This window comes from Streptomyces sp. NBC_00091 (assembly GCF_026343185.1).
Taxonomy (GTDB): Bacteria; Actinomycetota; Actinomycetes; order Streptomycetales; family Streptomycetaceae; genus Streptomyces.
The window spans coordinates 2,433,874-2,448,407 of the sequence record NZ_JAPEMA010000001.1 but is presented as its reverse complement, the minus strand read 5'-3'; the positions used below and the strand labels follow the sequence as shown (position 1 = coordinate 2,448,407).

12 protein-coding genes, 1 tRNA gene and 1 pseudogene are annotated in these 14,534 nt (G+C 70.9%); 9 read left to right on the top strand and 5 right to left on the bottom strand.

The window, feature by feature from the left end; genetic code table 11:
- The 5 genes from purQ (at position 1) to OOK34_RS11105 (ending at position 5,639) form a co-directional block, all read left to right on the top strand.
- Positions 1-681, top strand: coding sequence for a phosphoribosylformylglycinamidine synthase subunit PurQ (gene purQ, locus OOK34_RS11125; protein ID WP_267033693.1), 681 nt, complete (start codon positions 1-3; stop codon positions 679-681).
- On the top strand, positions 678-2,927 hold the full coding sequence (purL, locus tag OOK34_RS11120) for a phosphoribosylformylglycinamidine synthase subunit PurL (protein ID WP_267033692.1): 2,250 nt from the start codon (positions 678-680) through the stop codon (positions 2,925-2,927). The genes purQ and purL overlap by 4 nt, the downstream gene beginning before the upstream one ends.
- 112 nt (positions 2,928-3,039) lie before the next feature.
- Positions 3,040-4,302, top strand: coding sequence for a hypothetical protein (locus tag OOK34_RS11115; RefSeq protein WP_267033691.1), 1,263 nt, complete (start codon positions 3,040-3,042; stop codon positions 4,300-4,302).
- Positions 4,303-4,311: 9 nt separating this feature from the next.
- Positions 4,312-5,103, top strand: coding sequence for a maleylpyruvate isomerase family mycothiol-dependent enzyme (locus tag OOK34_RS11110; protein WP_267033690.1), 792 nt, complete (start codon positions 4,312-4,314; stop codon positions 5,101-5,103).
- A 47-nt stretch (positions 5,104-5,150) separates the two neighbouring features.
- Positions 5,151-5,639 carry an META domain-containing protein gene (locus tag OOK34_RS11105; RefSeq protein ID WP_267033689.1) on the top strand — a complete coding sequence of 163 codons (489 nt, stop codon included), beginning with the start codon at positions 5,151-5,153 and terminating at the stop codon, positions 5,637-5,639.
- A 3-nt stretch (positions 5,640-5,642) separates the two neighbouring features.
- Here the strand turns inward: OOK34_RS11105 and OOK34_RS11100 are convergent, their stop codons facing one another.
- Complete coding sequence (locus OOK34_RS11100; protein ID WP_267033688.1) at positions 5,643-7,067, bottom strand: sulfatase; 1,425 nt, start codon at positions 7,065-7,067, stop codon at positions 5,643-5,645.
- Positions 7,068-7,183: 116 nt separating this feature from the next.
- A complete protein-coding gene (locus tag OOK34_RS35490) occupies positions 7,184-7,279 on the bottom strand; it encodes a putative leader peptide (protein ID WP_350325720.1) in 96 nt (31 codons plus the stop codon).
- Positions 7,280-7,427: 148 nt separating this feature from the next.
- Here OOK34_RS35490 and purF point away from each other — a divergent pair, with 148 nt between their 5' ends.
- Positions 7,428-8,945: an amidophosphoribosyltransferase gene (gene purF / locus OOK34_RS11095; RefSeq protein ID WP_267033687.1), complete on the top strand. Its 1,518-nt coding sequence runs from the start codon at positions 7,428-7,430 to the stop codon at positions 8,943-8,945.
- A gap of 106 nt (positions 8,946-9,051) precedes the next feature.
- Positions 9,052-10,122, top strand: a complete 1,071-nt coding sequence (gene purM / locus OOK34_RS11090; RefSeq protein ID WP_267033686.1) for a phosphoribosylformylglycinamidine cyclo-ligase — start codon at positions 9,052-9,054, stop codon at positions 10,120-10,122.
- A 126-nt stretch (positions 10,123-10,248) separates the two neighbouring features.
- Here the strand turns inward: purM and OOK34_RS11085 are convergent, their stop codons facing one another.
- Both OOK34_RS11085 and OOK34_RS11080 read right to left on the bottom strand, forming a co-directional pair.
- Positions 10,249-10,515, bottom strand: coding sequence for a DUF3073 domain-containing protein (locus tag OOK34_RS11085; protein WP_267033685.1), 267 nt, complete (start codon positions 10,513-10,515; stop codon positions 10,249-10,251).
- A gap of 277 nt (positions 10,516-10,792) precedes the next feature.
- Entirely contained in the window at positions 10,793-11,902 is a 1,110-nt protein-coding gene (locus tag OOK34_RS11080; protein ID WP_267033684.1) for a Glu/Leu/Phe/Val dehydrogenase dimerization domain-containing protein, read from the bottom strand.
- 184 nt (positions 11,903-12,086) lie between these two features.
- Between OOK34_RS11080 and OOK34_RS11075 the strand changes: the two genes are divergently transcribed.
- Together OOK34_RS11075 and bldC are read left to right on the top strand one after the other, a co-directional pair.
- Positions 12,087-12,926, top strand: a complete 840-nt coding sequence (locus OOK34_RS11075; RefSeq protein WP_267033683.1) for a hypothetical protein — start codon at positions 12,087-12,089, stop codon at positions 12,924-12,926.
- 619 nt (positions 12,927-13,545) lie between these two features.
- A pseudogene (bldC, locus tag OOK34_RS11070) lies at positions 13,546-13,752 on the top strand (developmental transcriptional regulator BldC).
- 655 nt (positions 13,753-14,407) lie between these two features.
- Here the strand turns inward: bldC and OOK34_RS11065 are convergent.
- A tRNA-Asp gene (locus OOK34_RS11065) sits at positions 14,408-14,481 on the bottom strand.
- Positions 14,482-14,534 lie beyond the last annotated feature (53 nt).

The following is a 14,534-nucleotide window of genomic DNA, read 5'->3' as shown; positions in this document are numbered from 1 at the left end:
GTGACCACTCGCATCGGAGTCGTCACGTTCCCCGGAACGCTCGACGACCGTGACTCGCTGCGCGCCATCCGCCTCGCGGGGGCCGAGCCGGTCTCGCTCTGGCACCGCGACAAGGACCTGCACCAGGTCGACGCGGTCGTCCTCGCGGGCGGCTTCTCCTACGGGGACTACCTGCGCGCCGGGGCCATCTCCCGGTTCTCACCGGTGATGGAGACCATCATCGAGCAGGCCGGGGCCGGCATGCCGGTCCTCGGCATCTGCAACGGCTTCCAGGTCCTCACCGAGGCCCACCTGCTGCCGGGGGCGATGCTCCGCAACAACCACCTCCACTTCATCTGCCGCGACCAGAAGCTGCGGGTGGAGAACGCGGAGACCGCGTGGACCGGCGACTACACCGCCGGCCAGGAGATCTCCGTACCGCTCAAGAACATGGACGGCCGGTACGTCGCCGACGAGCGCACGCTCGACGAACTGGAGGCCGAAGGCCGAGTGGCCTTCCGGTACCTCGACGGAAACCCGAACGGTTCGCTGCGCGACATCGCCGGCATCACCAACGCCGCGGGCAACGTCGTCGGCCTCATGCCGCACCCCGAGCACGCGGTCGAGCCGCTGATCGGGACCGGCCGTACCGACGGCCTCCCGTTCTTCACGTCGGTCCTGAAGAAGCTGGTCAGCGCATGAGCCTCGACACCGTAAAGAACGCCACCGAGACCCCGGACGCCTCCCAGCCCTGGAAGGAACTCGGCCTCAAGGAGGACGAGTACGCCCGGATCCGCGAGATCCTCGACCGCCGCCCCACCGGCGCCGAGCTCGCCATGTACTCGGTCATGTGGTCCGAGCACTGCTCGTACAAGAGCAGCAAGATCCACCTGAAGCAGTTCGGCGAGAAGACCCCCGAGAACGACGCCATGCTCGTCGGCATCGGCGAGAACGCCGGCGTCGTCGACGTCGGCCAGGGCTACGCGGTCACCTTCAAGGTCGAGTCGCACAACCACCCCTCGTACATCGAGCCCTACCAGGGCGCGGCCACGGGCATCGGCGGCATCGTCCGCGACATCCTCGCGATGGGCGCCCGCCCGGTCGCCGTCGTGGACCCGCTGCGCTTCGGCGCGGCCGACCACCCCGACACCAAGCGCGTCCTGCCGGGCGTCGTCGCGGGCATCGGCGGCTACGGCAACTGCCTGGGCCTGCCGAACATCGGCGGCGAGGTCGTCTTCGACGAGTGCTACCAGGGCAACCCGCTGGTCAACGCCGGCTGCATCGGCGTGATGAAGCACGAGGACATCCACCTCGCCAAGGCCTCCGGCCCCGGCAACAAGGTCATCCTCTACGGCGCCCGCACCGGCGGCGACGGCATCGGCGGCGTCTCGGTCCTCGCGTCCGAGACCTTCGACGACACGAAGCCCACCAAGCGCCCCGCCGTCCAGGTCGGCGACCCCTTCCAGGAGAAGCTCCTCATCGAGTGCACCCTGGAGATCTTCAAGGAGAAGCTGGTCGCGGGCATCCAGGACCTCGGCGGCGCCGGGCTCTCCTGCGCCACGAGCGAGCTCGCCTCCGCCGGCACCGGCGGCATGCGGGTCGAGCTGGACACCGTCCCGCTGCGCGACGCGACGCTCTCGCCCGAGGAAATCCTCATGAGCGAGTCGCAGGAGCGCATGTGCGCGATCGTCGAGCCGCAGCACGTCGACCGCTTCATGGAGATCTGCGAGAAGTGGGACGTCATCGCCACCGTCATCGGTGAGGTGACCGACGGCGACCACCTGGAGATCTTCTGGCACGGCGAGCTGATCGTCGACGTGCCCCCGGGCACCGTCGCCCACGAGGGCCCGACCTACCACCGCCCCTACGCGCGCCCCTCCTGGCAGGACGCGCTCCAGGCGGACGACGCGGGCAAGCTCCCCCGCCCGCAGACCTCCGAGGAGCTCCGCGCGCAGGTCCTGGCCCTGGTCTCCTCCCCGAACCAGGCCTCCAAGTCCTGGGTCACCGACCAGTACGACCGCTTCGTGCAGGGCAACACCGTGCTGGCGCAGCCCGAGGACGCGGGCATGGTCCGCATCGACCCGGAGACCAACCTCGGCGTGGCCATGGCCACCGACGGCAACGGCCGCTACGCCAAGCTCGACCCCTACACGGGTGCGCAGCTGGCGCTCGCGGAGTCGTACCGCAACGTGGCCGCGACCGGCGCCAAGCCGCTCGCGATCTCCGACTGCCTGAACTTCGGTTCCCCCGAGGACCCGGACGTCATGTGGCAGTTCGCCGAGGCCTGCCGCGGTCTGGCCGACGGCTGCCTGGAGCTGGGCACCCCGGTGACCGGCGGCAACGTCTCCCTCTACAACCAGACGGGCGACGTCGCGATCCACCCGACCCCGGTCGTGGCGGTCCTCGGTGTCATCGACGACGTCAACCGCCGTACGCCGATGGCGTTCGCGGAGGCCGGCCAGCTGCTCTACCTGCTGGGCGACACGGCCGAGGAGTTCGGCGGCTCGGCCTGGTCCCAGGTCGTCCACGACCACCTCGGCGGCATGCCGCCCAAGGTGGACCTGGGCCGCGAGAAGCTGCTGGGCGAGATCCTGATCTCCGCCTCCCGCGACGGCATGATCGACGCGGCGCACGACCTGTCGGACGGCGGCGTCATCCAGGCGCTCACCGAGTCCTGCCTGCGCGGCGGCAACGGCGCGCGGATCGTGGTCCCGGAGGGTCTGGACGCGTTCACCTTCCTGTTCTCCGAGTCCGCGGGCCGCGCCATCGTGTCGGTCCCGCGCAGCGAGGAGCTCCGCTTCACCGACATGTGCGGCGCGCGGGGCCTGCCGGCCGCCCGCATCGGCGTGGTGGACGGCGAGGAGATCGAGATCCAGGGCGAGTTCACCCTCCCCCTGGCCGAACTCCGCGAGGCCCACGAAGCCACGATCCCGGCCCTGCTGGCCTGATCCGCCGCGGTTGCGTACGAGGCCCCGTCCCGGTGTGGGCGGGGCCTCCGCGTTGTCGGTGACGGTTGGTACGGTCAGCCGCGTCATCGCAGGCGCAAGACGGGGGGCGGGGATGTCGGAAGCCATGGAGCCGGCCGGCGGTGGACCGCTGCCGGAGCCGGACCGGTGGCGCAACACGGTCAAGCTGATGCTGTGTGTCGCCCTCGGGGGCGTGGTCCTGGGCGGCTGGTCCCTGTACGGCTCCTACCAGTCCTGGCAGGACCGCGAGGAAAGCCGCACCGCGATCCGCGAGGCCTGCGCCGGTCTGCTCGACCCGGACGAGGTGCTGCGCCTCGACGGCGGCCACGACCGGCTGGTGCGGAGCGAGGTCAAGAGCCGCAGGCACCTGGACCTGAAGCAGCTTCCGGACGAGTGCGTCCTGCTGGCCTCGTACGAGGAGAACGGCAAGAGCAGGGCGGGGACGCACTTCGGCCTGAAGGTGCACGAGTTTCCCCAACAGGGCCTGCACGGGCTGGGATCCGGGGCGAAGCCCTTCACCCGGTCGGGCGAGCGCGAGGCGGGTGAGGACATCACCGACCGCGCGGACGAGCCGCTGGTCGCGCCCCTCGGTGACGGCAGCGCCGGCAGCTACTCCGGGCGGACCGTCAGTGTGAACGCCGTCTGCGAGCGGCCCGTGGCCGGGGTGACCGGCTACCGGGCCTACGCCACCGCCCGGTACGGAGACCCGACCGCGAAGGACCGCCGGGCCCTCGCACGCATCGCCCGCACGGCCGCCGTCAGGGCCGCCGAGCGCAAGGGCTGCGCGACGACGCCCCCCGAACTGCCGGCCGAGCTGCCCGCGCAGGGACGCACCCTCGGCCCCGCCGACCGGGCCGAAGGCAGCTGCGCCTGGTACGCGGCCTTCCTGCGCGACCGTCAGGACCGCTCACGGCTGCCCGACAAGGCACTCGGAGTCCGGTCGGCCGAGCGCAGCGGAGCCGAGTCCTGTCTGCTGGCGCTGGACACGGACACCCGTGAGGGCCTGCGCGACCAGATCGCCGCCGAACGCCCGGACAGCCGGAGCCTCGGCGATTTCCGGAACAACCCCTGGTGGCTGAAGACCTTCGCCTACTTCGGCGACGACGCCGCCGGGACCGGCCTGGAACCCGGGGGCTCCAGGCAGACGGGCATCACGGACGGCCAGGCCGGACGCGCCCTCGCGGTGCGCTACGCCACCGCGACCTGCCAGGGCCGCCGGGCCGTCCTCGGCATGGAGGCGCACTACGAGTACGAGCGGTTCCTCGGCGCCCGCCTCGACGAGGCGTTCACGGCCTACGCCACCGCGACGGCCGCGCGGCGCGGCTGCACCGGGCTCGTACTGCCCGGGCCCGAGTAGGGTCGGGACATGCCGCCCGGGAAGAAGAAGCCGCGTACCTACGACCCCGCCAAGATCCGCGCGGCGGTGACGGCGCAGTTCGGGCATGTGGCCCGGGCCGTAGGGGAGTTGGGGCCCGAGGAGCTGGACCGGCCCAGCGGGGTCGGGGAGTGGAGCGTGGCCGAGCTCGCCGCGCACGTCGCGTGGATCGCCGACTCGCTGGCCGGCGGCCTCGCCCGGCCGCCCGCCGCCGTCGCCGAGCTGACCGCCGTCGAGTGGCCCTCCGCCACCGCCTCCCTCGCCGGGAAGATCTCCGAGGCGGCCCGGGAGACCCTGACCGGCGCCCCGCTCCCCGAGCTGTACGAGCGGGCGGCCGCCCGGATGGCCGCCGCGCTGGAGGCCAACTCCGACAGCAGGGTGCTGGACCTGTGGATCGGGGACATGACCCTGGCCGACTTCCTGGTCACCCGCACCGTCGAGCTGGTCGTGCACACCGACGACCTGAACCGGGCCGCCGGCCTGGAGATCCCCCTCGAGCGGCAGGCCCTGGCCGCCTGCACCCGGCTGCTCGCCGACACCCTCGCGCTCAAGGCCCCGGGCGGTTCCGTCGAGGTACGGGTGCCGCCCTTCGCGGTGGTCCAGTGCATCGAGGGCCCCCGCCACACCCGCGGCACCCCGCCGAACGTGGTGGAGACCGACCCGCTCACCTGGCTCCGGCTCGCGACGGGCCGTACCCGCTGGGCCGAGGCCCTCGACGCGGCGCAGGTCCGCGCCAGCGGCGAGCGGGCCGACCTGTCCGCGCTGCTACCGCTGATGAGCTGAACGGGCGAGCGGTGGAACCGCCCGGGCGCCGGCCCCGTCCCAGGGGCATGCGTACCCTCAGGCACCTCACGACCGGCTCCCTGGTCCTCGTACTGGCCCTGACCGCATGCGGCGGAGCCCAGCAGGACGGGCCGGACCGCGGCACCGCCGCCCTGACCGTGCAGACCTCCACCACGCCCCCGGTCCCGGACGCCCCGCTCACCGTGACCACCTGGACCGTCGCCACCGTGGCCGGGCTCACCGCCCCCGAGGGCCGCGAGGCCCGCTTCACCCTCACCCCCGACGGGCAGGCGAGCGGCACCCTCGGCTGCAACCGCTTCAACGCCCCGGCCACCGTCGACGGCCCCACCGTCACCCTCGGCCTGCTGACCAGCACCCGGATGGCCTGCGAGGGCCCGGCCGGCGAGGTGGAGCGGGCCCTGACCACCCTGTTCGCCGCCGGCCCCCTCACCTGGAAGATCCAGGACCGGACCCTGACCCTCACCGCCCCCGACGGCAGCACCCTCACCGCCAGGGGAGCCACCGCCGTCGAGTGACGCTCAGCCCGGGTAGGGGAGGAGCCCCGCGTCCACCGCCTCCCAGGCGGCCCGCAGCTCCGCCAGCCGGGCCGGCTGCACGGCCGCCTTGTCGGCCTGCTCGCGCAGGTCCGCAGCGAGGTCGAAGAGCTGGTCACGGCCCGACTTGCCGCGGTAGTACTTCCAGTCGCCCCGGCGCAGCGCCCGCTCCCCGCGGACCCGCCAGAACAGGTCCCGCCCGGCCGGCTGCTCACCGCGCAGCAGGTACCCGGCCAGGCTCACGCCGTCCAGCGGGTACGCCGGGTGCGGCCGGGTCCCGGCCACCTCCAGCAGCGTCGCCGTCCAGTCGGGGCTGAAGACGGGCACGTGGCTGACCTGGCCGCCGTCCAGCCGGTCGGGCCAGCGCGCGATGTTCGGCACGCGGATCCCGCCCTCCTGGAGGGAGGCCTTGTTGCCGGCCAGCGGCCAGTTGTAGGAGAAGCGTTCGCCGCCGTTGTCGCTGGAGAAGACCACCAGGGTGTTGTCCTCCTGCCCGGAGCGCTTCAGTGCCGCCAGCACCTCGCCGACCGACCGGTCCAGGTCCTCCACCATCTGCTTGTACTTCTCGACCGAGCCGCCGTCCTGGTGCCACAGCGCCCGCGCCTCGCCCGCCTTGATCCGCCGGACGATCTCGGCGGACTCGGCGGTGTCCCCCTCGGCGATCCACGGCCAGTGCGGGGTGGTGAAGTTCAGGTTCAGCAGCCACGGCTTGCCGTGGTGGTCGCGGGAGACGTACTCGCTGGCCCGCTCCGTGATGATCCTCGTGTAGTAGCGCAGGTCCTTGTAGGTGGCGTCGCCCTCGTAGAGGTCGTACTCGCCGCCCAGGCCCAGCTTGGAGTAGTACTCCAGTGCCCCGCCGAAGTTCCCGAAGAAGGTCTCCCAGCCGGACTTCGTCGGGCTGTAGTCGGGCAGGTAGCCCGCGTGCCACTTGCCGATCAGCGCGGTGGCGTAGCCGGCCTCCTTCAGCAGCGAGGCCAGCGTCGGGTGCGTCGGGTCCAGGCCCACCGACTTGTCGGCGATCGGCTCCGCCAGACCGCCCTTCGTACGGGCCGGGTAGCGCCCGGTGTAGAGGCTGAAGCGGGTCGGGGAGCAGGTGGCGGAGCCCGAGTAGGCGTCGGTGAACCGCACCCCCTGGCGGGCGAGGCGGTCCAGGTTCGGGGTCTTGATGTGCGGGGATCCGTACGAGGACAGGTCGGCCCAGCCCAGGTCGTCGCCCAGGATGAACAGGATGTTCGGGCGCCGGGAGCGGCGTCCGCGGGCGGCCCGGAACTCACGCTCCTCCGGGCCCGCCCGGCGGGCGTCGGAGGCCTCGGCCGGGCCGGCGCCCAGCCCCACCGCGGCGGTGGCCGCGGTCGCTCCGACGGCCCCCGCGAAGGCACGGCGGGACAGCTTGCTGTTGTACGAAGACACAGGTACTCCAAGGCGCGGCTCCGCAGGCCCGCCCCGGGCGGGCGCGCAGCGGCGCGCGGGCACGGCGGGGCAGGGCGGGGCGGAGCGAAAAGGGAAAAGGAGAGGAAGAGTTGTGGCTACGCAGAACAGCGACAGATGGCGCTCGCGACACGGACCAGGTCTACGTGGCGGCGCTCGACGAGGGTGACGGAACGGTCACCGAGAGGCTGCATGGAGCGAGAGCCTGTACGAATTCCCTCGTAGCTGTCAACAAAGTGATCCGAATACCGAGACGGGGCCGTCCGGTCACCCTCTGTGCTGTGACATTTCCCGGGCATCCCCAATTCGGACCAGTGGTCGATCTCGCCTACACTCGGTGGCGTGCCTCGTGGTGATGGACGACTCAACCACGACCTGCTCCCCGGTGAGAAGGGCCCCCAGGACGCTTGCGGCGTCTTCGGTGTCTGGGCTCCGGGTGAAGAGGTCGCCAAGCTCACCTACTTCGGACTGTATGCGCTACAGCACCGTGGACAAGAGTCCGCGGGAATCGCTGTGAGCAACGGTTCCCAGATCCTCGTCTTCAAGGACATGGGCCTCGTTTCCCAAGTCTTCGACGAAACCTCTCTCGGCTCGCTCCAGGGTCATATCGCGGTCGGTCACGCCCGCTACTCGACCACCGGAGCCTCCGTCTGGGAGAACGCGCAGCCCACCTTCCGCGCGACCGCCCACGGCTCGATCGCCCTGGGTCACAACGGCAACCTGGTGAACACCGCCGAGCTTGCCGAGATGGTCGCCGACCTCCCCCGTCAGGACGGCCGTGCCACCCAGGTGGCGGCCACCAACGACACCGATCTGGTCACCGCCCTCCTGGCCGGCCAGACCGACGAAGACGGCAAGCCCCTGACCATCGAGGAGTCGGCCACCAAGGTCCTCCCGAAGGTCAAGGGTGCTTTCTCGCTGGTCTTCATGGACGAGGGAACCCTCTACACCGCCCGTGACCCGCAGGGCATCCGCCCGCTGGTCCTCGGCCGCCTGGAGCGCGGCTGGGTGGTGGCGAGCGAGACCGCCGCCCTCGACATCTGCGGCGCCAGCTTCGTCCGCGAGGTCGAGCCGGGCGAGCTCATCGCGATCGACGAGAACGGCCTGCGCACCTCGCGCTTCGCAGAAGCGAAGCCCAAGGGCTGCGTGTTCGAGTACGTCTACCTGGCGCGCCCGGACACCGACATCGCCGGCCGCAACGTCTACCTCTCGCGCGTCGAGATGGGCCGGCGCCTCGCCAAGGAAGCCCCGGTCGACGCCGACCTGGTGATAGCGACGCCGGAATCCGGCACGCCCGCCGCCGTCGGATACGCCGAAGCCAGCGGGATCCCCTACGGCTCCGGCCTGGTCAAGAACGCCTACGTCGGCCGGACCTTCATCCAGCCCTCGCAGACGATCCGCCAGCTCGGCATCCGCCTGAAGCTCAACCCCCTCAAGGAAGTCATCCGGGGCAAGCGCCTGGTGGTCGTCGACGACTCGATCGTCCGCGGCAACACCCAGCGCGCCCTCGTGAAGATGCTCCGCGAGGCCGGTGCGGCCGAGGTCCACATCCGGATCTCCTCCCCGCCGGTGAAGTGGCCGTGCTTCTTCGGCATCGACTTCGCCACCCGGGCCGAGCTGATCGCCAACGGCATGACGGTCGACGAGATCGCCACGTCGCTGGGCGCGGACTCGCTCTCGTACATCTCGCTCGACGCGATGATCGAGGCGACCACCATCCAGAAGCCGAACCTCTGCCGTGCCTGCTTCGACGGCGAGTACCCCATGGAGCTGCCCGACCCGCAGCTGCTGGGCAAGCAGCTCCTGGAGTCGGAGCTGGCCGGCGGTACGGACGCCGCCGACGCGCTCCGCCGCCCGTAGGCGCTCCTTCGGTTCGGCCTGCTCAACCTGCGCTGGGCCCTCTCTTTGAGGCTTCTCCGGGGGCCCAGCACCACACGCAGTAACGACACGAAAGCTCTCTCCTGTCATGACAGAGAAGACCACCGGTGCCAGCTACGCAGCCGCAGGCGTGGACATCGAAGCGGGCGACCGCGCCGTCGAGCTGATGAAGGAGTGGGTGAAGAAGACGCAGCGCCCCGAGGTCCTCGGCGGCCTCGGCGGTTTCGCCGGCCTCTTCGACGCCTCCGCCCTCAAGCGCTACGAGCGCCCCCTGCTGGCCTCGGCCACCGACGGGGTCGGCACCAAGGTGGACATCGCCCGCCAGCTCGGCGTGTACGACACCATCGGCCACGACCTGGTCGCGATGGTCATGGACGACATCGTCGTCTGCGGCGCCGAGCCGCTCTTCATGACGGACTACATCTGCGTCGGCAAGGTCCACCCCGAGCGTGTCGCGGCCATCGTCAAGGGCATCGCCGAGGGCTGCGTCCTCGCCGGCTGCGCCCTGGTCGGCGGCGAGACCGCCGAGCACCCCGGGCTGCTCGGCCCGGACGACTTCGACGTGGCGGGCGCGGGCACCGGCGTCGTCGAGTACGACCGGCTCCTGGGCGCGGATCGCATCCGTACGGGGGACGCCGTCATCGCGATGGCTTCGTCCGGCCTTCACTCGAACGGGTACTCGCTGGTCCGGCACGTCCTCTTCGACCGGGCCGGGATGTCCCTGGACCAGCACGTCGAGGAGCTCGGCCGGACCCTCGGCGAGGAACTCCTGGAGCCGACCAAGATCTACTCGCTGGACTGCCTGGCCCTCACCCGTACGGCCGAGGTCCACGCGTACTCGCACATCACGGGCGGCGGCCTCGCGGCGAACCTCGCCCGGGTCATCCCGGACCACCTGCACGCCACGGTCGACCGCGCCACCTGGGCGCCCGGCGCCATCTTCGACCTGGTCGGCAAGGCCGGCAGCGTCGAGCAGCTGGAGCTGGAGAAGACCCTGAACATGGGCGTCGGCATGATGGCCGTGGTCCCGCAGGAGTCGGTGGAGGTGGCCCTGACCGCACTGGCCGACCGGGGCGTCGACGCCTGGGTCGCGGGAGAGATCCTGGACCGGGGCGACCACGCCGAGGGCGCGACCCTGACCGGAAGCTACGCGGTCTGAGCAGCACTGAAACCCGGTCCGGGGCATGGCCCTGGACCGGGTTTCGGCATGTATGGAACAGCTGGAACCAGTACGGCAGCTTCAGCTGGCTGGTGGTGCAGACGCCGTGTGCAGAGGTGCGGTGCGTCAAGCCCCGCGACGGTGCGCCGACGGACCGGACTGTTCGTCCTCGTCCTCGTCGTCGTCGTTGTACAGAGCCGCGTACTTGGCGTACGGGTCGTCGTCGTCATCGTCCAGATCGTCATCGACTTCGACCGGCGCGCTGATAGGCAGCGGCTCTGTCGGCGATGCGCCCAGCTCATTGGCCAGACGCGAGAGGTCAGTCCCGCCGCTGTTGTACTTCAGCTGGCGGGCGACCTTTGTCTGCTTGGCCTTGGCCCGGCCGCGCCCCATGGCTCGACCCCCTCGGTGACGGGGCTCGACGGCCCCAGAGTCTGACACGCGTTCATGGTTCGGAGCGGGCTCTCCGTAGAGAGACCGTCCGTAGGGGTTTAACGGTACCTGCTTCCGCGGCCATACGGTACGCCGCCCGCATGACGCGCCTCTCCACAGAACCAGCGGGGCACCCCGTACTCGCTGGTCAGCTGCGATTTTAACGCTTTCCTGGCCGCCGACCCGCCGAAGCGCAGTGAGTTCCGTCTCGCCGCGCTCCGGCGGGTCCCGGCAGGGCCTACGCCTTGCGGGCCGCCGCGCGGGCGGCGAGCGCCTCGGACATGCGCTGCTCGGCGATCCGGTCGGCCGCGGCGGCCGGCGGGATCCCGTCCGCCTTCGCACGTGCGAATATGGCCAGGGTGGTGTCGAAGATCTTCGAAGCCTTGGCCTTGCACCGGTCGAAGTCGAAGCCGTGCAGCTCGTCGGCGACCTGGATGACACCGCCCGCGTTGACCACGTAGTCCGGGGCGTAGAGGATCCCGCGGTCCGCGAGGTCCTTCTCCACACCCGGGTGGGCGAGCTGGTTGTTCGCCGCGCCGCACACGACCGTGGCGGTCAGGACGGGCACCGAGCTGTCGTTCAGGGCTCCGCCGAGCGCGCAGGGGGCGTAGATGTCCAGGCCCTCGGTGCGGATCAGCGCCTCGGTGTCGGCGACGGCGGTGACCTCGCCGCCGGGGTGCTTGTCGAGGATCTCCTGCACGGATTCCTCGCGGACGTCCGTGATGACGACCTGGGCGCCGTCCGCCAGCAGGTGCTCCACCAGGTGGCGGCCGACCTTGCCGACGCCCGCGACGCCGACCTTGCGGCCGCGCAGGGTCGGGTCGCCCCACAGGTGCTGGGCGCTGGCGCGCATGCCCTGGAAGACGCCGTACGCGGTGAGCACCGAGGAGTCGCCGGCGCCGCCGTTCTCGGGGGAGCGGCCGGTGGCCCAGCGGGTCTCGCGGGCGACGACGTCCATGTCCGCGACGTACGTGCCGACGTCGCAGGCGGTGACGTAGCGGCCGCCGAGGGACTCCACGAACCGGCCGTAGGCCAGCAGGAGTTCCTCCGACTTGAGGACGGACGGGTCGCCGATGATCACGGCCTTGCCGCCGCCGAGGTCGAGACCGGCGAGGGCGTTCTTGTACGACATGCCGCGCGAGAGGTTCAGCGCGTCGCGGACCGCTTCCTCGTCCGAGGCGTACGCATGGAAGCGCGTACCGCCGAGGGCGGGGCCCAGGGCGGTGGAGTGGATGGCGATGACGGCCTTCAGGCCTGTGGCTCGGTCCTGGCACAGCACGACTTGCTCGTGGCCGCCCTGTTCCGAACGGAACAGGGTGTGCAGGACGCCGTCGGTCATTTCGGTCACGGTGGTGACTCCCATGGAAGAGATGCGGCGGAAAGACGCCCGCCCTGCGGGTGGGGGAGGGCGCGCTGGGAGCAGAGTAAGACCTGCGGCGCGCCGGGGTACCCCCTGTCCGGGGATCGGAACGCTCCCGGGTTGCCTGCGCCCCGGAGGTGAGCCGGGCCGCCAAAAAGGGGAGGACGGCTGGGTGAGCGAATCCCCGCGGCCCGGGCCGGCCGTCCCGTACGCCTCCTACCTGCGCGTGTACGAGCCCCTGGCGGCGTTCGCCGAACCGGAGCGCACGCACTGGGCGGCCTACGCCCGGCGCGGCACGGCCCCGACGGCCCAGGACGAACTGCGGCGCTCGCTCACCGATTTGGTACGGGTCCCCGTGGTCGGGGTCCCGGCGCACGAGAGCGGGGACGCCTTCACGGCGGAGCTGGACGGGGTGCTGCTGGTCTGCCCGTGGCGGACCAGGCTGCGCGGCTGGCTGGCGCTCCAGGAGCTGGTCGCCGACCTCCCGCGCCCGGTGCTGGACGCGGCGCTGCCCCCGGCCCAGCGCCGCCGGGCGGCCGAGGCGTACGAGGCCTGGCGCGAGCGGAACCCGGACGCGCGCCCGTGGATCCGTACGGGGGTGTGGCAGGTGCCGCTGCGCTGGTTCGTGCTGGTGGCGGACGGGGAGCGGGAGTACCTGCCGGGCGAGCGGCTGCGCTACCGGACGCCGATGGTGCAGGCCCGGCGGCGCCTCGCGCGGGCGCTGCGGACCCTGCGGGCGGCGGAGGGGCAGGGCTACGGGCCGCTGGCGGACGGGCTGGTGGAGGTCGGCAGCTGGCTGGAGGAGTTCCATCCGCGCTCGATGGTCGAACTGGACTACGGGGGGCTGCTGCACGCGCTGCCGGCTGACGACCTGGCCGTGGACCGCTCGGCCCGCGACCTGGCGGAGGGGATCGCGGCCCTGCGGGCGGGCGACGGGGAGGGCGCGGTGCAGGTCCACACGGAGCTGGCGCAGCGCTGGCGGGCGGTCCGGGAGAGACTCTTCGCGAACTAGGGCGGCTCTGGGGCTTTCGGGATCCGGGGTCGGTGGGGATCATGTACGGATCCGTTCGGTACCTGTTCGGTACCCGTTCGGACCCCTCGCGTATCGCCCGTATCGGTTGTCATCGGCTGATCGGCCACAATACGCAGATCAGGGGCTTGATCACCGCATTAGGGTCTTAGTTCCAGGACCTACGTCCCGATACGGGCCATTGGCCCAAGCGTGACGGAACGCACTATCTACACCCTTGCGCCCTTCCCCTACCCTCGTGCCAAAATAGGACAAGGAGTCCGGGGAGGGTTCCTTCCGCCCAACTAAGGGCGGAATGCTCGGTATTGCACTCTATGGGGGGTCTGACGACTCCTGATCGCTCTGTGACTGATCGTCACAGTGGGGTGACTGTCCGTTATGGGGCGGTCCATCGGCTTCCGCCGCTGATGAACACCTCGGAGGGCAATTCCATCGGTTTGGCCCTTGGGGCTGGACGGATGGTGTAGTTGTAGTGCCGAGGACAAGCCGTTCGTCCTATAACCGACTCGGCCTGCGTATGTCCATTTCGGGCAACGCGGGCCAAGGTGCAGAATTTAGAGGAAAGAACCGAGATGGTTCGGTTCTCCCGAGGAGGCCGCTCATGACCGCTCGCACCCCTGATGCCGAGCCGCTGCTGACCCCGGCTGAGGTTGCCACGATGTTCCGCGTGGACCCGAAGACGGTCACCCGCTGAGCCAAGGCTGGCAAGCTCACGTCCATCCGCACCCTGGGTGGACACCGCCGTTATCGCGAGGCCGAGGTTCGCGCACTGCTCGCGGGAATTCCGCAGCAGCGCAGCGAGGCCTGAGGTCCCGCAGCACCACCGCTTTAACGGGTCGTGTCGGATCCCCCAATCCGATGAAACCCACAGGGCTTCATACGGCTGGGCCTGCCCCAACAGGCTCATTGCCGTCGATCGCGCTGGACTCCGCCGGGTCCAGCGCGATCTTTTTTATGCCCGGACGCGGCCCGGGGCCGAGGTGTTCCCGGAGCGCCGGCGAGGTAGGTGCCATTGCACATATTAAATCGAGCGTGCGTAGGGGTCCGATAAACGTGCGAGTCCCAAAAACTCGTGTGGTGACTCCCGTCACAGCTGATGTCTCTTGTACATCCGGCAATGCGCCCCGTAAAGGGACGTCCGACGCAGAGCGCCTCATGCGTATGGGGGATTTTTCCGCTCTGGGTGATCTGTTCCTCCGGCTCCGCTGGAGGGGCTCTGGAGGCGCCTGTGGCGGGCCGGCGGCCCGGGAAGCGCCGAGGGGCGGCCGGGGCCCTCTGAGGGGCCTCCAGGGGCGCTGCGGGCCTCGGGCGATCAAAGGGCGGGGTGAGGGTGCCGCGATCGGGGGCGCCGCCCGCGCGGCCCGCCTCCGCACGCAGGCTGGGAGAAACACGCCGAGGGAAGCGCACCGGGGAAACGCGTCAGGGCCCGCATCCCTTACGGGATACGGGCCCTGACGTTTCTGCGAACCTGACGGGACTTGAACCCGCGACCTCCACCTTGACAGGGTGGCGAGCTAACCAACTGCTCCACAGGTCCTTGATTTGCGGCCGCTGGGCGGCTGCGAATCAGACTGTACCGCAGCTCAGGGG